This is a genomic window from Burkholderia theae, assembly GCF_048565265.1.
GTDB lineage: Bacteria > Pseudomonadota > Gammaproteobacteria > Burkholderiales > Burkholderiaceae > Burkholderia > Burkholderia theae.
The window spans coordinates 556,957-579,300 of sequence record NZ_CP183462.1; the positions used below are offsets into that span (position 1 = coordinate 556,957).

The following is a 22,344-nucleotide window of genomic DNA, read 5'->3' on the forward strand; positions in this document are numbered from 1 at the left end:
TTTGGCGCTTGGTTATTTGGTTCCGGTAATGCTCGATGGAGCGAGATCGCGGAGTTGCGCTTTGACAATCTCGCCCATGTGCTTCGCTTCCTCGCTGTCGTCGACCAATGGCATGTCGATCATGGCCTTGAGCATGGCGACAAATGTTGGATTGTTTTCGTTTTGCTCGACGAGGAGTCGAACCACCAGGGCGAGCGCCGTAACTTTCCCGTTCACTACAGCAAGGTTCTCTGCAGCAGCCTGCAGCGAGTTGAGAATATCCTTGTTTATTTGTTGCTGGTCTTCCATTTGGCCTCTCGTGTGGTTGGTGAAGGGGGAATCATATCGTGTCTAGGAATAGGAAGGCGCCGACGCAGTGTCGGCATTACGGATGCGGCCGACTGGTCAAGACGCCCGGGTATTGCGCGGAGCATGCTGGCGATGCGGTCGGATGGCAGTCGGATCGCCTGCGCGGTTCACGTCATGCTCGAGGTTACGGATCAGCGTGGAGTAAGTTGCGCCGCGAAGCGCTTGCGCGCGACAACGGGCTCTGCGTGCCGTGTCGGAAGAAGGGCCGAATCGCACGCGCCGTCGCGGTCGACCACATCGTGTCGAAAGCCGAAGGCGGAATCGACGAGCTGACCAACCTGCAGTCGATCTGCAAACCGTGTCACGACGCCAAGACGTCGATCGAGGCTGCACGCGGGCGCGGTCGACGATGACTTGGCGCGGGCCGCCGCCCGGGAACCGAGGGGGGGTGGTTTTATTTTTCCGGCCCTTTGCTCGGGACCGAACGTTCAGCCGCATTTTTTCGCGGACCACTTTTTGAAGAGGGGGGGGTAAGACAGCCGCCCCATAGAGCCGATCGCGCAACGCGAGATGAGTTTTTTGTCGGCTCGCTTACGGGAAGCCTCACATGATTCCGAATCAACCGTTTGCCGACGTTGTCGGTGCCGACGAGTCGCGCGCGTCTGGCGGCGGCGTTGGAAAGGCGATTGAATCGCCACCGCCGCCGCCCGGGGTGCATTTCGAGTCCGCGCACCGCAAGGTTTGGGATTACCTTTGCCTCGCGCTGCGCGCGGAGGGCGTGCCGCACCGCACTGCTGGCATTGCGCTGTCGATCGTCTGCGTTGACTTCGTCCGGTGGGTGAAGGTCGAGCTGCAGCTGCGCGACTTCGAAAAGATCAATCACGGATCGTTCATGGTGCAGACGCCGAACGGTCATACGCAGCCGCATCAACTCTATTACGCGGCGAAGTCGCTGAAAGAGGGGCTGCTCAAGTGTCTACCGGAAGCCTGCCTGACGACGCCTTCGATGTTGATCGCGAAATCGAAGATGGAAGATCCGAATCCGCAGGACGATCTGTTCGACCAGCTGCTCGACCACGCGCGCTCGAGGCCGACGAGCTTGCCCGCCTGACGCCGGCCGTCCGGCATCGGTGGGACGTCGACTATGGCCTGCCGGTGTTGCGCGGCGAGATCGTCGTCGGTGAGTTCGTGTTTCTTGCGGTTAAGCGTCATTACGACGATCTGATCGCTGGCCGCGCGCGCGGCATCGTGTTCAGTGCGCCCCATGCAGCGCACATTGTTGATTGGATCGAGAAGCAATTCCTGCACATCAAGGGCGCTCTGGCCGGTCAGGCGCTGGTGCTCGATCCGTGGCAGCGGTTTTGGACTGCGGTCATGTACGGATGGCGCCGCGTCGACACGGGGCTGCGCCGGTTTCGCACCGGATACGAGGAGGTTGCGCGCAAGAACGGCAAGTCTACGTGGAAGGCCGGCCAAGGCGACTATCTGTTTCTGATGGATGGGGAGCAGGGCGCGGAGGTGTACACGATTGCGACGACGCGCGAACAGGCGATGAGCGTGTTCAAGCCGGCGCTCGACAACTACCGTCGCCGGTGTCGTCGATCGAAACGGCTCGCGCGGTCGATCAAGGTGTACGACGGTACGAACCAAGAGCGGATCGTGTTCGGAAGCAGCGTATTTAAGCCGCTGCCGGCGAACGCGGAATCGCTCGACGGTTTGAACCCTTCTGTCTGTATGGTCGACGAGCTGCACGCGCATAAGACGCGCGAAGTGTGGGACGTGATGGAGTCGGCGCTCGGCGCGCGGCTTCAGCCTCTGATCTCAGCTATCACTACGGCCGGCTACATCCTCGACGGGATCTGCACGGAGATTCGCGGCTATCTCGTCATGATTCTGCGAGGCGAAAAGCTCGACGACAGTTTCTTTGGCTACATCTACACGCTCGACGACGACGACGATCCGTTCGATCCGGCCGTATGGATCAAGGCGAACCCGAGCCTTGGTAGTGCGAAAACGGTCGAGTACATGCGCGCGCAGGCAACGAAGGCCGCAGAGCTGCCGAGTGCCAAAGCGAACTTCCTTACCAAAGACCTGAACGTCTGGGTCAATGGGGCGTTGAGCTGGTTCGACATGCAGGTGTGGGACCGATGCGGCGCGCCGTTCGATCCGGCGATTCTCGCAGGCCGGCGGTGTTTCGGTGGGCTCGATCTGGCGAGTACGCAGGATCTGAGCGCGTTCGTGCTGGTTTTTCCTCCGTACGACGACGATGGGGATATCGTTGAAGAGCTGGGCGCAGACGGCGAGTGGTACTACGTCGCGCACATCTTCGCGCCCGAGGCGAAGGTCAATACGCAGGAAGGTAGCGACGCGGCACCGTACAAAAAATGGGCCGAGCTTGGATGGCTGACGGTTACGCCCGGTGCAGTAACGGACTACTCGATTATTCGCGACACGATCATCGGCGCTTGTCGGAAATTCGAGGTGCAGGATATCGCGTTCGATCCGTGGAATGCGACGCAGATCGTAAACGAATTGCTCGAGGCCGATATCCCGATGGTCCAGGTGCAGCAGAACATGTCAGGGCTGTCGCCTGGGGCGAAGCAACTCGAACGTCTGGTGTATGGCAGCAGCATGCGGCACGGAGGAAATCCGGTAATGCGTTGGTGTGCGAGCAACGTGACGCTGATGCTTGATTCGAATGACAACATCCGGCCCGACAAGAAGAAGTCGCGGCCGAACGGGCGCATCGATCCGATCGTTGCCGCGTGTATGGCGACGACGCGGGCCGTGACGTATCAGCCCGAATCCGCTCCGGAAATCTACATCCTATGACGAACGCAACGAACGGTGCGCCGCGAGCGAACGCGAGCGGGTCACGCATCTTGAATCAGTGGAACGCGGAAAGGCAGTCGGCCAAGGCGCAGGCAAACGTCGTGTCGACGAGCGAGATTGTTCCGGGGACGGATGCATTCGACTGGATGACGGGTTTGCAGACGCCGGGCCGGGCGGTGAGCGAGCGCGGTGCGATGAGCGTTGCGGCTGTGTATTCGTGCGTATCGCTGATCGGTGGCGCGGTCGCGGCCACACCGCTAGTCGAATACGTGCGCGGCGCGGATGGTGTGCTCCCGGTCGAATCGGAGTATTGGGAGCTGCTGAACGAAGAGATGCATCCGCGATGGTCGGCGGCCGTCGGTTGGGAGTTCGGTGTGCAGGGGTTGTTGCTGCACGGCGACCTGATGTCGCGGATTCATCGCGTCACGCCCTGGTCGCCGAAAATCGAATCAATCGAGCCATTGCATCCGTTGTCCGTTTGGCCTGATCTCGTCGACGATCGGCTGGTGTACAGCTACGTCGATCCGGCAACGCATGCTGTCGAGACGGTTGATCAGGACGACATGATTCACGTTCCTGGGCCAGGCTTCGATGGCCGGCGCGGCATGTCGCAAATTCGCAGCGCGTTGCGTGGTCCGGTCAACGTATCGTCGTCGGCCGGCCAACTGATCGATTCGATGTTGTCGGAGAACCTGCGCCCTGACTTGGTTATCCGTGCCGATAAGAAGCTCGACGAGGCTGACATCGCGCTATTGCGTAGGCAATGGCTGCAGCGATACAGCGGTTTGCACAACAGCACGGCGCCGATCGTACTGGGCGGGGGAATGGACATCAAACAAATCACGATGTCCGCTGCTGACGTGCAGTTAATTGAAAACCGCAAGCTGACCGACGACGACATTTGCTCGGTATTCGGCGTGATGCCGCACATGATCGGGCGGAGCGACAAGGGTACGACGATCGGGACGACGGCCGAGCAGCTCGCGAAGCATTTCGTGAAATACACGCTCGGCCGACACCTGACAAAGATTGCGCAAGAGGTCGGCCGCAAGGTTGTGCGTAAGCCGAAACGCTCGATTCAGCACGATTACACGGCGCTCGAGCTCGGCGACACGAAAGCGATGTTCGAGGCGTTCCGTATCGCGCTCGGCCGAGCAGGTGAGCCCGGGTGGATGTCGCAAAACGATGTGCGGCGACGGTTCAACATGCCGCCAGTGCCGGACGGAAACAAACTCAATTCAGGGACCAAAGATGCGACGAAACCGAATCCTCCAGCTGCTGAATGACAACCGCGGCGCGTCGCGCGATTTTCGCGTGCAGGGATCGGCGGACGGTGCCGAAGCGACCGTATACCTATACGACATGATCGTTTCGGATGACTGGTGGGGCGGGGTTTCCGCGCAAGCCTTCGTACATGCGCTGTCGGGTATTACGGCCAACACGATTCATCTCAGGATCAATAGTCCGGGCGGGGATGTGTTCGCTGCACGTGCCATCGAGACTGCGCTGCGAGGGCACTCGGCGAAGGTGATCGCGCATGTCGACGGGCTTGCCGCCAGTGCTGCCAGTTTCGTAATGCTCGCGGCGGATGAGGTTGAGATCACCGACGGCGCTTTCGTCATGATTCACAAGGCGTGGTCACTTTCTGTCGGTAACGAGGACGATCATCGAGAGACTGCGGACCTGCTCGGTGTCGTCGACGCGTCACTTGTTCGGACGTATGCAAAGGAGACGGGGCAGGATGAAGGCGATATTTCCCAATGGATGGCGGCGGAAACCTGGATGTCTGCAACGGAGGCTGTTGAGCGCGGCTTTGCGGATCGCATCGCAGGTGACGGTGGCTCGGCTCGAGCGTCGGCGTGGAATCTCTCGGCGTATGACCGCGCGCCGAACGCGGCGCACGCGCAGACTCCGCCGCGTGGCCCTGCCGCGTTCTCCCCGCCGGAGCCTCTGCCGGAGACGCCGCCTGAGCCGAAGCCGGTCCCGAAGGCGTCGGCCGATGCGCCGGACATGGCTGCGATGCGGCGGCGGCTGGAGCTTGCACAACGTTCGTGACGCGTTCCCGCGTCGATTCAAAGGGCTGCCCTCGGGTGGCCCTTTCTTTTTCTGTCGATGGAGACTGTATGGCTATTGCAATTCAAGCACTGCGGGAGCGTCGCGACGCACTCGCGAAGAATCTGAACGCGTTGCTCGAAAACACCCCGGGCGACAAGTGGGGCGCCGAACAGCAAAAGGCGTATGACGAAGGTCTCGCCGAGATGGATCGCGTAAGCGCTGAAATCAAACGTCATGAAGGGCTGATGAACCGGCTCGCCGAAGACGCGCTCGCCGGCAATCCCGAGGGGCTGATCAACGCGCACGTCAGGACGCCGGGTGCACACGAAGGCGAGTCGCGTGCGATCCGTACGTTCCTGCGCCGCGGTGTGCTGGCTCTGACCGACGAGGACCGCGCGCGCATGCTCGCGCGGCAGACGCCGGAAATCCAGAACGCCATGTCGACCGGTGACCCGGCGGCCGGCGGCTACACCGTCGCGCCTGAGTTCTACCGCCGGTTGTCGGAGGCACTTAAGGCATTCGGCGGTCTTCGCCAGATCGCTACCGTACTGTCGACCGGGACCGGTGCGTCGATGACGTTCCCGGGAACGGATGCGACGACGGAAGAGGGCGAGATTGTCGACGAAAACGGGGAAACCAGCGACAGCGATACGAAGTTCGTCGCGAAGTCGCTCGAGGCGTTCCGCTACTCGTCGAAGTCGATCGCGCTGTCGATGGAGCTGCTGCAGGACAGCATGTTCGACCTCGAAGGCTACATCATCCGTCTGCTGTCGACGCGCGTCGGCCGGATCACTGCGCGGCATTTCGCTAAGGGCACCGGCAACAAGCAACCGGTCGGTCTGCTGACGGCGGTCGGCACGGGCGTTACCGTGGCGTCGCCGAACCTGATCAGCTACGACGACCTGATCGACCTCGAGCATAGCGTCGATCCGGCATATCGCGTGCGTCCGAGTTGCGGGTATGCCATGCACGATCAGATGCTGAAGGTCGTTCGCAAGATCAAGGACGAGCAGAAGCGACCGATTTTCGTGCCGGGCTACGAGCAGGGCAATCCGGGCGGTGCGCCGGATCGTCTGCTCGGCCGACCGATCACGATCGTGCAGGAATACGACGTGCCCGAGGCGGGCGCCAAGCCGCTGACGTTCGGTGACCACTCCGAGTACATCGTGCGCGAAGTGATGGATCTCACGATGTTCCGCATGACGGACTCGCGCTACACGCTGAAGGGGCAGGTCGGTTTTGTCGGCTTCAACCGCCAGGGCGGCAACTTGGTCGACATCGGCGGTGCCGTGAAGGCGCTGAAGATGGGGCAGCCCGCGGCGCCGCAGGGCTGATGAGCGGGGCCGCCACGTAGTGGCGGCCGAACATTCGATGTGAGGAAGTAATGGCCGACCAGTTGGCATATCCGCTGCGTGTCGCGGCGGGCCGCGTTGACGTGATGAAGCGCCCCGCCGAGGAAGCGATCACGCTCGACCTGGCGCGTGAGCATTGCCGCATCGACGGCGACGACGAGGATGCGCTGCTGAAGGGAAATATCGTCGCCGCACGCGAAGCGCTCGAGGGGGAACTGTCTCGCCCGCTGCTGCCGCAAGAGTGCCGGGTTCGGGTTGATTCGTTTCCGCCGGATCGGGTTCTGCTCTGGAACGACGTAATCGAGATCATCGACGTGTCGTATACCGACGACGCCGGCGCGCGGCAGGTGTTGCCGCCGGCGGCGTACCGCGTGATGGATCGGGCGTATCTGGTGGCCCGGAAGTCGTTCCCGTACGGCGAGGACGTGCAGGTGCGGTTTCGTTGCGGTGCATTCGAGTCGCCGGATGCCGTGCCCGAATCCCTGGTTGCGTGGATGCTGCTGCAGCTCGGCACGTTGTCCGCGCATCGCGAAACGGAGCTCGACGGCACTGTCAGTTCCCTGAGCGAGGATTTCACGACCCGACTTATCGCGCGTTACGCGATTGTCAGTATTTAGCGAGGAAGGTATGCGGGCGGGAAAGCGGAACGAACGAATCGTGATCGAGCGCCGAAGCGGTGCAGTAAACGAGAACGACGAACCATTGCCTGATGCGTGGGTCGAGCATGCGAAGCCGTGGGCGGACGTGCTGTTTGTCAACGGAAAAGAGCACGTTGTTTCCGGTGCTGTTCGAGGTTCGGCGGTGGCCAGCATGCGCATTCGCTATCGTGCCGGTATCGACGAGCAAATGCGCGTGCGTTATGACGGGAGGCTGTACGACATAACGGCGGTTCTGCCGGCGCGCAAGCGCGGGTACCTCGACTTGTCGGTGAAGGTGGGGGAGAAGTATGTCTAGCGTGCAAATTCTGGGGTTGGCTGATCTGCAGGCCGATTTCACGAAGCTGTCGAAATCGAACTCGACCAAGACGCTCCGGCGCGCGACACGCGCTGGCGCGAACGTCATTCGGGACGAGGCACGAGTGCGTGCCCCGAAACGCAAAGGGAAGCTGCGCCGAAACATCCAATCCGCTGCGCTTCGTCAGAAAGACGCGCCCGGGCTGGCGACGGCCGGCGTGCGTGTCCGAACAAAGGGTAGGGGCGACTCGCCGAGCAACGCGTTTTACTGGCGCTTCGTCGAACTCGGCACGCAGCATATGCGGGCGCAGCCCTTCGTGCGGCCGGCGTTCGACGCCTCGATCGGCCAGGCCGAGGGCGCGATTCGCACCGAGATCGCGCGTGCGATCGACGTTGTGATCGGGGGTGGCCGGTGAGCGCTCTTGTAATTCGAAACGCGATCGGTGTGGTGGGTGCTGCGAAGGGCTATGTCGGCGTCGCACCGGCGACAGCGAAGTCTCCGTATTACGTTGTGTCGCGCGTGAGCGGTGTGCGCGATATCGCGATTGGCGGGCCGACTGGCGGCAAGTCAGGGGTGTTTCAGATTGACACCTATGCGAGCACCTACACGGAGGCCGACGCCCTTGCCGATCAGGTAATCGACCGAGCGTCGTCGACCGGTGAGTTTTCCGTCGGCGGCGTAAGTGACCTACCCGATGACCATTCGAGCGATTCCGGTGATTTCCGGGTGAGCCTCGAAATTTCCGTCGAATTCTGACGGGATCTGATGTGTATATGGCCCGCCGCGAGCGGGCCTTTTTTATTGTGAGGGGCTTATGGCCGAGAAGAGCAAGCGCATCAAGGCGCAAGGTACGAAGGTCGAGATCTCGAAAACGGTGTCGGCGGATCTCGACGATGACAAGCTCGTTTTTGTCGATCTCAACACGACCAGCAAGACGATCAACTGGCAAGGCGGGCAATCGTCGGAAATCGATGCGACGACGCTCGCCAGCGATGAAAAGGAATCCGAGCTGGGCCTGCCCGACCCGGGTGAGTTCTCGGTCGACGGCAACTATTCGTCGGACGACGCCGGGCAACTGATTCTCCGCGCGGCACGCGGCACTGGCGACAAGCATGTGTTCCGCGTGACGTTTCGAGACAAGTCGCAGTTCCTGTTCGTTGGCATGGTGCGCCAGTACACGTGGTCGGCCGGCGTCGACGGCATCGTGACGTCGACCTACAGCGTCCGTGTCAGCGGTTCGCCGAAGGAAGTTCCGCCGCCGGTTGCGCCGGCAGGTTAATCGGTCAGAAAGTCGAAAGGAAAAATGATGACGACAAATCCCACGGTCGCAAGCGCGCTGCGCGCGGCGATTCTCAATCCGCTCGCTGCGTGGCGGCACGAGATGGTTCCGATGCCGGAATGGGGCGACGTGAAGGTCGCAGTGCGTGAGCCGCTGCTCGAGGACCGGGCTTTCTGGCTCGAACCGCTGCGCCTCGCGGCTGGTGTTGAGCCGGGCGACGACGAGGAAGCGGCCCGCGTGAAGTATGCGCGCGTCCGCCCGGACGAGCACGTGCTCGCCTCCGCACGCTTGTTCGTTCGCGTGCTGTATGTCGAGACGGCGGCCGGCTGGCGCCGCGAGTTCGGCGATGGCGACGCGCAGGCGGTCGCGTCTGCATTCGGTTCCGCGCACGAGCGAATCGTCGACAAGGCGCTCGCGCTCGGCAACATGAAGGCCGACGCGGAGGGTGAAGCAAAAAAGCCCTCCGCCGAAACCCCGATCTCCGATTCGAACTGACCTTAGCGCTGCGGCTCGGCAAGACGCTTGCCGAGCTGCGCGCGGATATGTCGACCGCGGAGTTTGCTCTGTGGCAGGCGTTGGATGCCGAGTCGCCGATCAGCGACGATCGTTTCGATTTGCATGCCGCTATGGTCGCGTCGGCGGTGTTCCAGGCGCAAGGCGCGAAGGTCAAGGTAGCCGACATGATGCCGAACTGGGCCGGTGAGTCGGCGGACGTTCAGGAAGTCTCGGACGATCCTTTCTTCGCAGGCCTAATGAGATTGGTAAAGTAGGCGGACAGGAAATATGGGAACGAGTCTCCGCGAGCTGATCGTTAGCGTTACTGCGAATACGACCCAGTACGATCGGCGTATGCAGCAGCTTGGGTCGACGGCAAGCAGCCATTTCAACGCGGTCCGGGATGGTGGTCGGATCGCCGACGCGGCGTTCGCGTCGAACGCGGCCAGCGTGCAGGTCACGGTGCGCGCGATCGAAGCCGCACGCGGGTCGATTCGGGGGTATGCCGAGGCCGCGGCGGCGGCGTTCGGCGTGCACCAACTGATCGAGTACGCCGACGAATGGACGAACCTGAGCAACCGGATCAAGATCGTCACACGCGATCAGATCGATTTCGCGATCGCGCAAAGCGATGTGCTGCGAATCGCGCAATCGACGCGGCAGCCGCTCGACGCGACTGCCGAGCTGTATCAGCGGATCGCGAATAACACGTCGCATCTGGGCCTGTCGATTAAGCAGGTCGGCCCGCTGGTCGAAACCATCAGTAAGGCGGTCGCGCTGTCAGGCGTGTCGGCCGATACGGCGCGCCTCGGTATTGTGCAGTTGGGCCAGGCATTCGCGTCCGGCCAGCTGCGCGGACAGGATCTGAAGAGCGTCCTGGAAGAGCTGCCGGGCGTTGCGGACGCGATTGCGCGCGGTATGGGCAAGGGCACGTCCGAGCTGAAGGCGCTTGCCGAGGACGGCAAGCTGACTGTCGAGAACCTGATCGACGCGCTGAGGAATACAGGCTCGAGCACCGACGCGTTGTTCGGCAAGGTCGATATGACCGTCGGGCAGGCGATGACGCGCCTGCAAACGGAAATCATCGCGTACGTCGGGCACGCGAACGAGGCGACGGGTGCGAGCGCGAAGCTGGCGCAGGGCGTGGTCTACGTTGCGGAGCACCTCGACGAGATCGTGACGATCAGCGCGTCGCTCGCGGCCGGTCGGCTCGGGGTCTATTTCGCGCAGACCACTGTGGCCGTCAGCAAATCGGCGATCGCGTGGAACGCCGAACGGCAGGCGCTGCTCGCCAAAGCGCAGGCGGAAAATGCGGCTGCGCTCATGACGATTACGAAGGCGCAAAGCGATCGTGATGCCGCGGCGGCGAAGCTGCAGAACGCGCAGGCGGCCGAAGTCGCCGCGGCGGCGGAACTGGCCGGGATGCGCGCGATGCGGGAAAGCCTCGCGATGCAGTCGGCGTTGACGGCGGGCTCGATCCAATACACGCAGGCGAAGCTCGCCGAGGCGCGTGCCGTCGAGGCCAGCGCGATGGCGCAAGTCTCGACCGCGCGGTCGAATCTGGCGAATAGCCAGGAGATCGGCACGCGGATCGCGGGCACGCCGTACGCGGCGGTGATCGCGCGCGAGACGGCGGCTGCGCAGGGCGAGCTGGAACGTGCCGAGGCATCCCTGGCGTTGGCGCAGCAGCGTCGCGTCGCATTAGAGGCAGCGGCCGCCAAGGGTACGGGCGACCAGACTCGTTACGCTGCGGCGCTCGCCGAAACCGAGAAGGGGCTCGCGCTCGCCGAGCGCGAGGTAGCGGCGGCGACGCAGGCGCGGGAGCGTGCCGAGCGCGGCGCGACGGCGGCAACGGCCGGGCTGGCCGCCGCAACCGAGCGCGCGGCGGTGGCGCAAATCGCTGCCGCACGCGCTGGCTCGCTGATGCGCACGGTCGGGGTGGGAATGTTGTCGGTGATGGGCGGCCTGCCGGGCATCATCGCGACGGTCGGCACGGTGGTGCTCGGCGCCGCGGTGAACTGGCTCGTATTCCGCGATCACGCCAGCAGCGCAACGTCAAGCCTGCTCGACATGCAGGCGCCGCTCGACCAGATCATCGAAAAGTATCGGCAGTTGTCGCCGCTGCTTCAGGAGGTCGAGCGCAATCGGACGAAGCAGGCGCAAGCATCGGCGCGCAGCGATGTGGCGGACGCGTACGCTGGCCTCGCGACGCGCGCATCGCAGAGCGTCATCGTGCCGGGTATCGGTGACAGCGCGCCGATCATCACGGACGAGAATCAGGTCGCGCTTGATCGGTTCATCGAAGGGCTGAATCAGATCAAGACCGAGAATCTCGGCGTAGACGAAAAGTCGCGCGAACTTGCGCGGTTGGTCGGCGTCTTTGTCGACGCGACAAAGGGCGGCGACGATCTTCGCGCCGAGCTGGTGCAGGCCGCATCGGCGATTGACACGGCCGGCGCTGCGGCGGACAAGGGCACGCGTACGCTCGCTGCAATGGATGCTGCCGCGCGCGGTGCGGCCGACGGCATCCGACTGCTCACGGAAGAGAATAATTTCTTCGCGGGCGGTATGGCGGCCGAGGCCTGGAACAAATACGTCGAAAAGCTGAAAGAGGCCTCCGACGTCATCGGCATGACCGCGCAGCAACGCGCCGAATACGAAGCGAAGACGAAGGGCGCGAACACGGCCGAAGCGCGACAGGCCGGTTTGATCGCCGGACGCGCGGACGCGTACAAATCGCTCGAGAAAGCGATCCAGGATAAGGACGCGAAGGCCGAGGCCGGCGCACGGCGGAACATCGACAATCTGACGCGCGAGCTCGCGCTGATGAATCAGCAGATGGTCGTCGCCGGGGCGCTCGCCGAGTTTCAGGCGGATCTCGTCAGCAAGAAATTCGAGAAATTCGGTTTCAACGCTGACGCGGCACTCGCGGCGGCTGCAGCGCGCGGCAAAAAGGCGTTTGACGACACGGTGTCGGAATCGGCCGGGCAGGTCGCGCGCATTGGCGTCAACGCGCCGGTGCTGGCGCATAAGAGTCGGTCCGGCGGGACGAAGGCTGAGCCGGAAAGCCAGCGCATGCTCGACACCATCGCGCAGCGCATTGCGCAGCTGCGTGTCGAGGCCGTTGCAACCGACAAGCTCACGCAGTCGGAAAAGGATCGGATCGGCTTCGACCAGAAGCTGACCGATCTGGCGGCGAAGCGCACGAAGCTGACCGACGGCGACAAGAGCCTGCTCCGTGATCAGGCTGCTATTCGCGCGGCATACGACCGCGCGGCGCAGCTGGAGAAGGAGGTTCGTTATCACGAAGCGATCAACAAGCTGAAGGAACGCAGCGCGCAAATCGATGCGGAGCTGGCCGATTACGCGTCGGAACGTCAGCGCGAGGTCGAGCGCGAGCTGGCGGCGATGCCGATGGGCGACAACGCGCGCGAGATGAACCAGGCGACGAGTCGTGTCGGCGATGAATTTCGGCGCCGGCGCGACGATTTCACGAAGGGCGCGCGGAAGGACGGCACGCTTGGGTCGCCGGAATACCTGGCGGAAATTGACCGTATCAACCGGGCGGAGTCCGACCAGGTTGAGCGCGAACGCGGCTACTTTGACCAGAGGCTCGCGCGGCAGCGTGACTGGCGCATCGGTGCGAGTCGGGCGGTCGCGCTGTATCAGGAGTCTGCGGAAAACGCGGCTGGTCGCGCGGAGGAAGCGTTTTCGAGTTCGTTCCGCAGCATGGAGGACGCGCTTACTTCGTTCGTGTCGACCGGCAAGCTCGATTTTCGCGGGCTCGTCAACAGCATGATCGCGGATCTCGCGCGGTTCGCTGCGCGCGCGGCGATGGCGCCCGTGTTCAGTGCGCTCGGCTCGACGCTCGGGTTGGGGGCGGCCGGCGCGGGCGGATTCAGTTCATCGTCGTTGCTCGGCGGTGTGGCGGGCGGCCTGTCCGACATGTTCGGGGCGGGTGGTGGCAACGCATACGGCTTCCACCTGGCGACCGGAGGTCAGGTCACTGGCCCCGGTACGTCGACGAGCGACAGCATTCCGGCGTGGCTTTCCAACGAGGAATACGTGGTGAAGGCTGCGGCGGTGCGCAAGCCTGGTGTGCTTCGTCTGCTCGAGGCGATCAACAGCGGACGGGATCTCGGCTTCGCGAAGTTTGCGAATGGCGGGCTCGTGGGTGGTGGCTCTGCTGGTGGTGGCGTGCTAGGCGCTCAGGGCGGCGGAATCGAGCTGAATATTCCGGTGACGATCGATGGTGGTACGAGCAGCGCGACCCAGATGATGGCGAGCGCTGAGTTCGTGAAGAAGCTCACGCAGATGGTGCAGGGGCTGATCGCGGTCGAAAGTCGCCAGGGCGGGGCGCTCTGGAAACTGAAGAACGGGATGGGGTAATGACCGACACGTTTATCTGGTCGCCGACGGTTGAAGGTTTCGGCGGCGATACGACGCTGCGTGTGCGAAAGGCGGAGTTCGGCGACGGGTACACGCAGCGCGCGGGCGACGGCCTCAATAACCGGCTGACGCCCTACAACCTCCGATTCGTGGGGAAGGCCGACAAGATATCGGCAATCCTCGCATTCCTCGATGCGCATGCCGGCGCGGTGTCATTTTTCTGGACGCCGCCGCTTCGGCCGCAGGCGAGATTCGTATGTGAGAAGTACACCGAGCCCGTGAAGAACGGCAACGTGTACACGATCACGGCGCAGTTTGAACCGACGTTCGCGCCGTAGAGGAAAGCATGTCAAAACTTCAGAAAGCAAACCTCGGCGTGGCGCCGAGCGGGTCCGGTGGGGACGATCAGCGGACCGCGAATTTGCGGTTCAACGCGAACGTCGACGTGCTGAAATCGCATTTGCCGCTCGAGTACACCATTCTCAGCGACGATGCCAAGCTCGAATCAAGCCAGGTCGGCACGCGTTTCAGCGTGGTTATGAAGGCTCCCGGAAAGACGGTCGCGTTCCCTCTTGCGTCATCTGTGGAGCAGAACGCGAGCCTCCATTTCTTCAACCTCGGCCCGGCGTTCTCGATTGGTTTGCAGCCGGGTGACGGTACGCCGGTCAACGTCTTGAATACCGGCGATTGGGCGGAATGGGCATCGGACGGCGGGACGTATTGGCACATCGTCCGTCGTGGTCGCTTGCTGTGGGATGAAACTGTCGGCGGTTTCCTCACGGTTGGCATGGGGCTCACGGTCGGTGGTGATGTGAAGGCTGACGGCCGCATGCGTTCCACTGGGTTGACGGTTGACGGTAGCGCGGTGGTGGGTGGCGGGATTTCCACGCCCGTCATTTCGTTTAGTCAGGGGCTAAAGGATGGTGTTGTTCGGATCTACAACAACGGGGGCGAATACAACGTTGTGATCCAAACCGGGCCGCCGGGCAAAGAGCAGTGGGCCGTGTTCGATCCGACGGGTGTGCTTCGGCTGCCTGCACGACCGACATGGTTTGCTGAAGCTGCCGTCGTGCCGTGGGATAGCGGGAATCTCAAGAATCCGATGACGCTGGATTCCGAGCAGGGCGTATCGGGTGTCAAGCGCTTCTTGTCGCCGACGTATTACGGGAAGCAAGTCACGATCAATGCGAGTGAGCAAACCGGACATTGGACGACTGCCTCGCTGGTTGTTGCTGGCTATCCAGGCAACGGTTCGATTGGGATCGGTAGCGCCAACGCTGCGATCAACATCCGCTGCGCGGCAGCGAGTGAAACCCTCGATGTCCTGTCGTACAACACGTCCACATTTGCTCAGGTCGCCGCGAAGGCTTTCAACGTCAATTCGGATGAGGCGATCAAGGCCGAGATTGAGACGATCGAGAACGCGACCGAGAAAATCAAACGGCTGCGCGGCGTCACGTACGTGATGAAGTCCGACGAGAATCCCGCGCGCCAGTTGGGGGTTATCGCTCAGGAGGTTGCGAAGGTGTTTCCGGAGGCTGTCACTGAAACGGGCATTCGAATCGATGAATCGGGTGTGACAGTAAAGGAGGGTGGCCGGCCCATGCTGGCGGTCAACTATTCTGCGCTTGTCGGTCCGCTGATTCAGGCGTTTATCGAGCTCGAGGCGCGCGTGGCGGCGATGGAGGGGTAACGCGAGCATGGGGATCACATCTGATATTCAGCAGCTGGAACCAGGTCAACGGATCGAGCCGTTCGAGGTCGATTGCACGCTGATCGGCGGTGACGTGTTGCGCTTTCACGGTCATCTGCAGTCGACGTCGATCGTATGGCAGGGGCGGGAATACAAGCCATGGCCGATCCGAGCGGCCGGGTTCGAGCGGACATCGGACGCTCGGCAGCCGGCGCCGACGCTGACGGTGGGCGACATCAACGGCACGATCACGGCGCTGTGCGTTGCGCTCGGTGATCTTGTCGGCGCGAAGGTATTCCGCCGGCGCACGCTGGCTAAATATCTCGACGCGGTGAATTTCCCGGACGGCAACCCGACCGCGGACCCGAATGAGCAATGGCCACCTGAACAATGGCGGATCGAGCAAAAGAGCGACGAGCAGCCAGGCGTGCAGGTCGAATTCACACTGTCGTCGCCGCTCGACTTCGGCGGCCAGCAGGTGCCGGCGCGGCAGATCGTCGGTACTTGCCAGTCTGAATATCGCGGGCCCTTATGCGGATATACCGGCATGGTGTATTTCGACAAGAACGATAGGCCGGTAAGCGATCCGGCGCTCGATCGCTGTAGCCAGAAAATCAGCGGATGCGAATGCCGATTCGGCGTGAACAACCCGTTGCCGCACGGTGGCTTTTTGTGCGACACGCTCGCATAGGCCGTCGACCAACCTCCCTTAACGGACCCGCCAATCGGCGGGTTTTTTTATGGACGAACGAATCAAGCAAGCGATCGCGGAGCACGCGCTCGCCGAGTATCCGCGCGAGTGCTGCGGGCTCATCGTCGAGACAGCGTCCGGCGACGTGTATGTGCCTGGCCGAAACATAGCCGCAGCGCCGACCGAGCAATTCGCGCTCGCGGCGGAGGACTACGCAGATGCGGAGGACATGGGGGAAATCCTCGCGTTCGTGCACTCGCATCCGAATGGCACGGCGCAGCCGAGCATGGGCGATCGCACCGTATGCGAGCGTGCCGGCATTTCCCTGTGGGTGATTGTCTCGCTCGGCGTGCAGGCCGACGGATCGATCGGCGTCGACAACTGGTGCGAGTTCGGGCCGAGTGGGTACATTGCGCCGCTCTACGGCCGGGAATACCTGCATGGCGTGCTGGATTGCTATTCGCTGGTGCGTGATTGGTATCTCGCCGAGCGCGGTCTCGCGCTGCCCGATTTCGAGCGCAAGGACGAGTGGTGGGATGACGGGTATTCGAATCTGTACGTCGCGCACTACCAGGACGCCGGATTTCTGGACGTCGGGCGCGATGCGCAGCTCGAGCCTGGCGACGTGCTGCTGATGCAGGTCCGGAGCAAAAACGGCGTGCCGAACCATTCGGGTGTGTACCTCGGCGATGGCATGTTCGCGCATCACATGTACGGACGCCTGTCATGTCGCGCCGTGTGGGGCTCGATGTGGCGGGACAGCTGCACGACTGTGCTGCGTCACGTAGGGGGTGCGAAGTGATGGAAAGGCTTCGCGAGGTGAGGCTTTACGGGATCGCGGGCGCGCGATTCGGCCGGGTGCATCGGCTGGCCGTCTCGTCGACCGCGGAGGCGGTGCGCGCGCTGTCGGCGCTGATTCCAGGCTTTCGAAAATTCCTGCTCGACGCGCGTGACAACGGGCTGACGTTCGCCGTGTTCAACGGCCGACGAAATCTGACCGAGGACGATCTCGGCGCGCCGGTCGGCAATGACGCAATCCGAATTGCGCCCGTGATCATCGGCAGTAAGAGCGGGGGGCTGTTCCAGACGATTCTCGGCGCAGCTTTGGCGGTGGCCGGCTTCGTGTTCAGTCAACCGACGTTGATCGGCTTGGGCGTCTCAATGGCGCTCGGCGGTATCACGCAGATGCTGAGTCCGCAGCAGGCCGGGCTCGCTGGCGTGGCGGACAACGGTACGTCGTACTACTTCAACGGGCCGGTGAACAGCGCCGCTCAGGGTGAGCCCGTGCCGCTCGTGTATGGCGAGATGATCGTCGGATCGAAGGTCGTCAGCTCGGGCATCTACACAGAGGATCAGGTGTGAAAAAGGTCTATGCGGAATCAGGGCCGAAGCGGATCAACGGCGCGAAGGGCGGTGGCGGTGGTGGCGGTGGGGGTGGTGAATCGCCGGACAGCCTGCACTCGATCGCGCGCGCGAAGGTGCTCGACATCATTTCGGAAGGTCCGATTGTCGGCCTGGTGAAGGGCATGCAGTCGGGGTTTCTCGACGGCACACCTATTCAGAATTCCGACGGGTCGGTCAACTTCCAGAATTACAGCGTCGACGTTCGCACGGGCACGCTCGACCAGGATTTCATGCCGGGCTTTCCTGTGGTCGAGCGCGAATCGGCTGTCGGTGTGCCGCTGACGTCTGATGCGCCGTGGGTGCGGCAGGTGCAAAACACGCAGCTGTCGGCAGTTCGTATTCGCTTCGGCGTGCCGGCGCTGCAAAAGAGTGATCCGGCGACCGGTGTGTTCGGCTACCGCGTGGAATATGCGATCGATCTGTCGGTCGATGGTGGGTCATACGCACAGGTGTTGTCGACGGCATTCGATGGCAAAACGACGTCGCTTTATGAGCGCTCGCACCGGATCGAGTTGCCGCGCGCCATAACCGGCTGGTTGGTCCGTGTGCGGCGCATCACGCCGAACGCGCACAGTTCGCTGATCGCTGATGCGGTGAATATCGAGGCGATCACGGAGGTGATCGATCGCAAGCTCCGCTATCCGATGACGGCGCTTGTCGGCATGACGTTCGACGCACGGTCATTTTCTCAGGTGCCGGTGCGGTCGTATCACGTGCGGGGCCTCATCATTCGGGTGCCGTCGAACTACGATCCAGAAACGCGTACGTATTCGGGGGCATGGGACGGGACGTTCAAGCCCGCGTGGACGAACAACCCGGCGTGGATTTTCTACGACCTGCTGTTGAACGATCGCTACGGGCTCGGTAAGACGGTCGACGCGTCGATGATCGACAAGTGGGGGCTGTACGAGATCGCGCGCTATTGCGACGTCATGGTGTCGGACGGCAAGGGAGGCGTCGAGCCGCGCTTCACGTGCAACTGCGTGATCCAGTCGGCGGCCGACGCATTCAAAGTGCTGCAGGACATCGCCAGCGTGTTCCGCGGCATTTCGTACTGGGGTCCGGGCGCGGTGGTCGCTTCTGCGGACATGCCGTCCGATCCTGTCTACGTCTACACGGCCGCGAACGTGATCGACGGGGCGTTCCGGTATGTCGGCAGCGAGCGCAAGACGCGATACACGGTAGCACTTGTCAGCTACAACGATCCGTCGAACCAGTACAAACAGGCGGTCGAGTACGTGCCGGATGACGACGGCATCGCACGGTACGGCGTCGTCAAGACGCAGGTGACGGCGTTCGGCTGTACGTCGCAGGCGCAAGCGCATCGGCTCGGTCGGTGGCTTCTCCTGACATCGCGCTACGAGTCGGGCACGGTGTCGTTCAAGGTCGGGATGGATGGCGTGCTGGTCGGCCCGGGGCAGGTGGTCGCGATTGCCGATCCGCGGAAGGCTGGTCGACGCATCGGCGGCCGCATTCGCGCGGTGGCGGGCGCCGTCGTTACGCTCGACAAGGCGCCGACCGTGGCGCCGGGTGACCGGTTCACGGCGATTCTGCCGTCGGGGATTGCGCAATACCGTACGGTGAAGTCTGTCGACGGCGACGTGATCACGCTGGCCGGTCGATTCGATGCGGACCCCGTGTCCGGCGCGGTTTGGATGCTGGAAAGCACTGATGTTGCGGCGCAGCTCTATCGTGTTGTGAGCGTGCAGGAAGGCGACGACGAGGGGCGCATCGAGTACACGATCACGGCGACGATGCACGAGCTAGGGAAGTACGCGGCGATCGACGACGGCGCACAGATTCAGCAGCGGCCGGTGACGGTCGTACCGCCATCGGTGCAGGCGCCGCCGACCAACGTGCGCATGACGACGTACTCGGCTGTCGATCAGGGCATTTCGAAAACGACGATGGTGATCGCGTGGGACGCTGAGGATAACGCCGTGTCCTACTTGCCAGAATGGCGGAAGGACAACGGAGAGTGGGTCAGCGTCCCGCGCACGGGCGGCCTGCAGGTCGAGGTCGCCGGGATCTATCAGGGGCGGTACGTGGCGCGCGTGCGTGCGCAAAACGTGATGGGCGTTACGTCGCTGCCGGCCATCAGCGCGGAAACCCAGCTGAAGGGGAAGACGACGCCGCCGCCGGCCGTCGCGTCGCTCAAGGCTGCCGGCATCGTATTCGGGATCACTCTGGATTGGGCGTTCCCGGGTGACGGCACTGCTGGCGATACGCAGCGCACGGAGGTCTGGTACAGCCGCACGCCGAGCCGCGACGACGCGATCAAGCTGTCGGACTACGCGTATCCGCAGGCGTCGACGTCCTTGCAAGGGCTCGCGGTCGGCCAGGTGTTCTATTTCTGGGCTCGGCTTGTCGACACGTCAGGAAACGTCGGGTCGTGGTATCCGGCGGCCGGCCCGGGAGTGCAGGGGCAACCGACGACCGACGAAGGGGAATACGAGAAGTATTTCGCGGGCCGGATTTCGCACTCGGCGCTGGGCGAGGATCTGCGGAAGCCGATCGACGCGATTCCGGGGCTGCAACAAGGTGTGTCGGATAACGCGAGCGCAATCGAAAAGGAGATACACGATCGCGCGGTCGCGATTGCGAAGGAGGTCCGCGATCGCGCCGATGCCGTAGCCGATGAAGCGCGCCAGCGAGGTGCGGCAGTGACGGCCGAGCAGCAGGCCCGGCAGACTGCCGACGAATCGCTCGGGCAGCGCATTGATACCGTGACGGCCAGCGTCGGCGACGCGGCGGCAGCCATCAAGCAAGAGGCAACCGCGCGGGCCGATGCTGACGGCGCGCTGTCGGCGCGGATCGATACCGTCGTCAGCAAGGCGAACGACAACGCTGCGGCCATCTCGTCCGAGGTGACGGCGCGGGCGACCGCCGACACGGCGCTCGGTAAGCGCGTCGACGCTGTGATGGCGGACGTTGGCGCGAACAAGGCGGCGATCACTGGCGAGCAGCAGGCCCGTGCCGATGCCGACGGTGCATTGTCGACGCGCATCGATGCGACGACCGCAACGGCGAAAGCGAATAAAGCTGCGATTGCCGCGGAGCAGAGTGCGCGAGCCGATGGCGATTCGGCGCTGGCCAGCCGGATCGATTCGGTGTCGGCACAGCTAAATGTCCCGATGGCCGGCGACAGCGGGCAGGCGGCCGGATCGACGCTGGTTATGGCCGGCGTCTACTCCGAGCAGTCTGCGCGAGCGGAAGCCGACATGGCACAGGCGCGGCGATTCGATTCCGTTTCTGCGCGCATGCAATCGGCGCAGGCGATGTTGGCGGCGGACGTTCGCACGGAATCAAAGGCACGAGCGGATGCCGATAGCGCGCAGGCCGAGCAGATCACGACCGTGCGTGCGCAGGTCAACGAGAATTCCGCCGCCGTTGAAACGGTCGCGAAGTCGTATGCGGACCTGAACGGGCGTGTGTCGGCTTCGTACCAGATCAAGACGCAGATCACGTCGGACGGGCGCACGTATATCGCCGGGATCGGCATTGGGATCGACAACAGCAGCGGTGTGGTCGAGTCGCAGGTGTTGGTGGCGGCGAGTCGGTTCGCAGTGGTCGATCCGAACAACGGTGGGGCGTCGATCGTGCCGTTTGTGGTGCAGGGCGGTCAGGTGTTTCTCCGCCAGGCGCTCATTGGTTCAGGTTGGATCACGAACGCGATGATCGGCAGCTATATCCAGTCCGATAACTACGTCGCGGGTCGACAGGGATGGCGGCTCGACAAGAGTGGATGGTTCGAGATCAATTCGACCGACGGTAGGGGAAATCGGACGGTCATTGATAGCAACGGTGGGCGTGTGTACGACGCGAACGGTGTTCTTCGTGTTCGATGGGGGGTGTGGACGTAATGGATGCCGGGTTTTGGGTTTGGGATGCGGCCAGCCGTTTGATTCTCGACGGCACGTCACGTGCCGGTCGGATCGTCGGGATTGCATACACAGGGGGCGGCGCAGGTTCCAGCGCGGCGGATCTTTCCGGAGGGGCGCCGTTCTGGGCCTTTATGCCGCAATGGATATTCCGTCGGGTTGCCGGTGCGGAGCCCACACCGATCGTCTCTATCAACGCGAGTGGAATCAGTTGGTATTACAGCGGGAATTCCAGCGGGTCGAATGCGTACTCGCCGGTGCCGGGTTGGCTCGTTTTTGGGGTGTACTGATGGACGCTGGATTTCAGGCATTTACGGATAGCGGTCTTTATCAGATTGATGGTCGGACGCCTAACTATCAGCTGGTGCGGACGATGTCAGGGCAGGCGGTAGACACGTCAGTGCCGCTCGCGATCAATGATGCCGGCAAGCCATTCGGGGCGACGCTTCCTAGCATTGCTTTTTCGTTCAATGCGACAGCGGGGCCGATGTACGGCGTGTACGCGTCTGATGGGGTCGGAATTACGGTTTGGAACGTGAGCGTTGACGGTAGCGTGTACACGATTCGATTCGTCACGGAGCGCCCGTGTACGGTGTATTTCTTTCTGTTCGATCGCACGCCTCCTGTGAACAGCGGATTCGGGTTCCAGGTGTTTGCACCAGATACGAAACTCATCGCTGACACGTCGGTGCCGTTCCTTCGGGTGCTCGATGTGATTGTTGATCACTACGTGCCCGATACGGGGTTTGTGACAATCGGGGCTCCGTGGCCGCCGTGGCAGTCGCGGTCATACAGCAGGCCCGTCTTGGTTTCTGCTATTGCACCGGTGCACGTTGGTTGGAGCTATGACCCTGCGGGCTTGGAGATGACTTCAATTCGAGTGACCGGCGACACGATCGCATGGGGAACGACGCTGTGGGGAGGGGGGAAGAAGCCGAACTTTACGGGGTTTAAAGAGCAGTGGCACCACATGTTCATGGTGCTCGATGCGACAGGGATTGTGTGATGGGCCGCCAAATTGGCGGCCTTTC

23 protein-coding genes are annotated in these 22,344 nt (G+C 62.8%); 22 read left to right on the forward strand and 1 reads right to left on the reverse strand.

Going from position 1 to position 22,344, the window contains the following annotated elements:
- Window positions 1-12: 12 nt before the first annotated feature.
- Complete coding sequence (locus tag ACN22W_RS20090; protein WP_419689135.1) at window positions 13-288, reverse strand: hypothetical protein; 276 nt, start codon at window positions 286-288, stop codon at window positions 13-15.
- A 299-nt stretch (window positions 289-587) separates the two neighbouring features.
- On the opposite strand from ACN22W_RS20090, the gene ACN22W_RS20095 reads away from it, so the two are divergent.
- The 22 genes from ACN22W_RS20095 to ACN22W_RS20200 all read left to right on the forward strand — a co-directional run bounded on the left by ACN22W_RS20095 (window position 588) and on the right by ACN22W_RS20200 (window position 22,319).
- Window positions 588-701: an HNH endonuclease gene (locus tag ACN22W_RS20095; RefSeq protein ID WP_419689136.1), complete on the forward strand. Its 114-nt coding sequence runs from the start codon at window positions 588-590 to the stop codon at window positions 699-701.
- 194 nt (window positions 702-895) lie between these two features.
- Complete coding sequence (locus tag ACN22W_RS20100) at window positions 896-1,399, forward strand: hypothetical protein (protein WP_419689137.1); 504 nt, start codon at window positions 896-898, stop codon at window positions 1,397-1,399.
- Between the two features lie 77 nt (window positions 1,400-1,476).
- Entirely contained in the window at window positions 1,477-3,120 is a 1,644-nt protein-coding gene (locus ACN22W_RS20105) for a terminase large subunit (protein WP_419689868.1), read from the forward strand.
- A complete protein-coding gene (locus ACN22W_RS20110; RefSeq protein ID WP_419689138.1) occupies window positions 3,117-4,406 on the forward strand; it encodes a phage portal protein in 1,290 nt (429 codons plus the stop codon). The genes ACN22W_RS20105 and ACN22W_RS20110 overlap by 4 nt, the downstream gene beginning before the upstream one ends.
- The gene (locus ACN22W_RS20115) at window positions 4,372-5,175 is read left to right on the forward strand and encodes a head maturation protease, ClpP-related (RefSeq protein ID WP_419689139.1); all 804 of its coding nucleotides are present in this window, start codon (window positions 4,372-4,374) and stop codon (window positions 5,173-5,175) included. The genes ACN22W_RS20110 and ACN22W_RS20115 overlap by 35 nt, the downstream gene beginning before the upstream one ends.
- A gap of 68 nt (window positions 5,176-5,243) precedes the next feature.
- The gene (locus ACN22W_RS20120) at window positions 5,244-6,509 is read left to right on the forward strand and encodes a phage major capsid protein (protein WP_419689140.1); all 1,266 of its coding nucleotides are present in this window, start codon (window positions 5,244-5,246) and stop codon (window positions 6,507-6,509) included.
- 50 nt (window positions 6,510-6,559) lie between these two features.
- A complete protein-coding gene (locus ACN22W_RS20125) occupies window positions 6,560-7,144 on the forward strand; it encodes a head-tail connector protein (protein ID WP_419689141.1) in 585 nt (194 codons plus the stop codon).
- A gap of 10 nt (window positions 7,145-7,154) precedes the next feature.
- Window positions 7,155-7,481, forward strand: a complete 327-nt coding sequence (locus ACN22W_RS20130; protein WP_419689142.1) for a phage head closure protein — start codon at window positions 7,155-7,157, stop codon at window positions 7,479-7,481.
- Window positions 7,474-7,896 carry an HK97-gp10 family putative phage morphogenesis protein gene (locus ACN22W_RS20135; protein WP_419689143.1) on the forward strand — a complete coding sequence of 141 codons (423 nt, stop codon included), beginning with the start codon at window positions 7,474-7,476 and terminating at the stop codon, window positions 7,894-7,896. The genes ACN22W_RS20130 and ACN22W_RS20135 overlap by 8 nt, the downstream gene beginning before the upstream one ends.
- Window positions 7,893-8,237 (forward strand): hypothetical protein, encoded by a 345-nt coding sequence (locus ACN22W_RS20140; RefSeq protein ID WP_419689144.1) that lies wholly within the window; start codon window positions 7,893-7,895, stop codon window positions 8,235-8,237. The genes ACN22W_RS20135 and ACN22W_RS20140 overlap by 4 nt, the downstream gene beginning before the upstream one ends.
- 58 nt (window positions 8,238-8,295) lie before the next feature.
- Window positions 8,296-8,760 (forward strand): phage tail tube protein, encoded by a 465-nt coding sequence (locus tag ACN22W_RS20145; protein WP_419689145.1) that lies wholly within the window; start codon window positions 8,296-8,298, stop codon window positions 8,758-8,760.
- A gap of 27 nt (window positions 8,761-8,787) precedes the next feature.
- Window positions 8,788-9,255, forward strand: coding sequence for a phage tail assembly chaperone (locus tag ACN22W_RS20150; protein WP_419689146.1), 468 nt, complete (start codon window positions 8,788-8,790; stop codon window positions 9,253-9,255).
- Window positions 9,252-9,530: a phage tail assembly protein T gene (locus tag ACN22W_RS20155; protein ID WP_419689869.1), complete on the forward strand. Its 279-nt coding sequence runs from the start codon at window positions 9,252-9,254 to the stop codon at window positions 9,528-9,530. The genes ACN22W_RS20150 and ACN22W_RS20155 overlap by 4 nt, the downstream gene beginning before the upstream one ends.
- Window positions 9,531-9,543: 13 nt before the next feature.
- Window positions 9,544-13,644 (forward strand): phage tail tape measure protein, encoded by a 4,101-nt coding sequence (locus tag ACN22W_RS20160; protein WP_419689147.1) that lies wholly within the window; start codon window positions 9,544-9,546, stop codon window positions 13,642-13,644.
- A complete protein-coding gene (locus tag ACN22W_RS20165; RefSeq protein WP_419689148.1) occupies window positions 13,644-13,982 on the forward strand; it encodes a phage tail protein in 339 nt (112 codons plus the stop codon). Before ACN22W_RS20160 ends, ACN22W_RS20165 begins: the two co-directional genes overlap by 1 nt.
- A gap of 8 nt (window positions 13,983-13,990) precedes the next feature.
- Window positions 13,991-15,337, forward strand: coding sequence for a tail fiber domain-containing protein (locus ACN22W_RS20170; RefSeq protein ID WP_419689149.1), 1,347 nt, complete (start codon window positions 13,991-13,993; stop codon window positions 15,335-15,337).
- Between the two features lie 7 nt (window positions 15,338-15,344).
- Window positions 15,345-16,028, forward strand: coding sequence for a phage minor tail protein L (locus tag ACN22W_RS20175; protein ID WP_419689150.1), 684 nt, complete (start codon window positions 15,345-15,347; stop codon window positions 16,026-16,028).
- A gap of 49 nt (window positions 16,029-16,077) precedes the next feature.
- Window positions 16,078-16,830, forward strand: coding sequence for a C40 family peptidase (locus ACN22W_RS20180; RefSeq protein WP_419689151.1), 753 nt, complete (start codon window positions 16,078-16,080; stop codon window positions 16,828-16,830).
- Complete coding sequence (locus ACN22W_RS20185) at window positions 16,827-17,390, forward strand: tail assembly protein (RefSeq protein ID WP_419689152.1); 564 nt, start codon at window positions 16,827-16,829, stop codon at window positions 17,388-17,390. Before ACN22W_RS20180 ends, ACN22W_RS20185 begins: the two co-directional genes overlap by 4 nt.
- Entirely contained in the window at window positions 17,387-21,295 is a 3,909-nt protein-coding gene (locus ACN22W_RS20190; RefSeq protein ID WP_419689153.1) for a phage tail protein, read from the forward strand. The genes ACN22W_RS20185 and ACN22W_RS20190 overlap by 4 nt, the downstream gene beginning before the upstream one ends.
- Window positions 21,295-21,603: a hypothetical protein gene (locus ACN22W_RS20195; protein WP_419689870.1), complete on the forward strand. Its 309-nt coding sequence runs from the start codon at window positions 21,295-21,297 to the stop codon at window positions 21,601-21,603. The genes ACN22W_RS20190 and ACN22W_RS20195 overlap by 1 nt, the downstream gene beginning before the upstream one ends.
- A complete protein-coding gene (locus tag ACN22W_RS20200) occupies window positions 21,603-22,319 on the forward strand; it encodes a hypothetical protein (RefSeq protein WP_419689154.1) in 717 nt (238 codons plus the stop codon). Before ACN22W_RS20195 ends, ACN22W_RS20200 begins: the two co-directional genes overlap by 1 nt.
- Window positions 22,320-22,344: the final 25 nt, after the last annotated feature.

Coding starts and splice junctions, on each gene's coding strand:
- ACN22W_RS20090 (WP_419689135.1), bottom strand. CDS start 288: ATGGAAGACCAGCAACAAATAAACAAGGATATTCTCAACTCGCTGCAG.
- ACN22W_RS20100 (WP_419689137.1), top strand. CDS start 896: ATGATTCCGAATCAACCGTTTGCCGACGTTGTCGGTGCCGACGAGTCG.
- ACN22W_RS20110 (WP_419689138.1), top strand. CDS start 3,117: ATGACGAACGCAACGAACGGTGCGCCGCGAGCGAACGCGAGCGGGTCA.
- ACN22W_RS20115 (WP_419689139.1), top strand. CDS start 4,372: ATGCGACGAAACCGAATCCTCCAGCTGCTGAATGACAACCGCGGCGCG.
- ACN22W_RS20120 (WP_419689140.1), top strand. CDS start 5,244: ATGGCTATTGCAATTCAAGCACTGCGGGAGCGTCGCGACGCACTCGCG.
- ACN22W_RS20125 (WP_419689141.1), top strand. CDS start 6,560: ATGGCCGACCAGTTGGCATATCCGCTGCGTGTCGCGGCGGGCCGCGTT.
- ACN22W_RS20130 (WP_419689142.1), top strand. CDS start 7,155: ATGCGGGCGGGAAAGCGGAACGAACGAATCGTGATCGAGCGCCGAAGC.
- ACN22W_RS20135 (WP_419689143.1), top strand. CDS start 7,474: ATGTCTAGCGTGCAAATTCTGGGGTTGGCTGATCTGCAGGCCGATTTC.
- ACN22W_RS20145 (WP_419689145.1), top strand. CDS start 8,296: ATGGCCGAGAAGAGCAAGCGCATCAAGGCGCAAGGTACGAAGGTCGAG.
- ACN22W_RS20150 (WP_419689146.1), top strand. CDS start 8,788: ATGACGACAAATCCCACGGTCGCAAGCGCGCTGCGCGCGGCGATTCTC.
- ACN22W_RS20160 (WP_419689147.1), top strand. CDS start 9,544: ATGGGAACGAGTCTCCGCGAGCTGATCGTTAGCGTTACTGCGAATACG.
- ACN22W_RS20165 (WP_419689148.1), top strand. CDS start 13,644: ATGACCGACACGTTTATCTGGTCGCCGACGGTTGAAGGTTTCGGCGGC.
- ACN22W_RS20170 (WP_419689149.1), top strand. CDS start 13,991: ATGTCAAAACTTCAGAAAGCAAACCTCGGCGTGGCGCCGAGCGGGTCC.
- ACN22W_RS20175 (WP_419689150.1), top strand. CDS start 15,345: ATGGGGATCACATCTGATATTCAGCAGCTGGAACCAGGTCAACGGATC.
- ACN22W_RS20180 (WP_419689151.1), top strand. CDS start 16,078: ATGGACGAACGAATCAAGCAAGCGATCGCGGAGCACGCGCTCGCCGAG.
- ACN22W_RS20195 (WP_419689870.1), top strand. CDS start 21,295: ATGGATGCCGGGTTTTGGGTTTGGGATGCGGCCAGCCGTTTGATTCTC.
- ACN22W_RS20200 (WP_419689154.1), top strand. CDS start 21,603: ATGGACGCTGGATTTCAGGCATTTACGGATAGCGGTCTTTATCAGATT.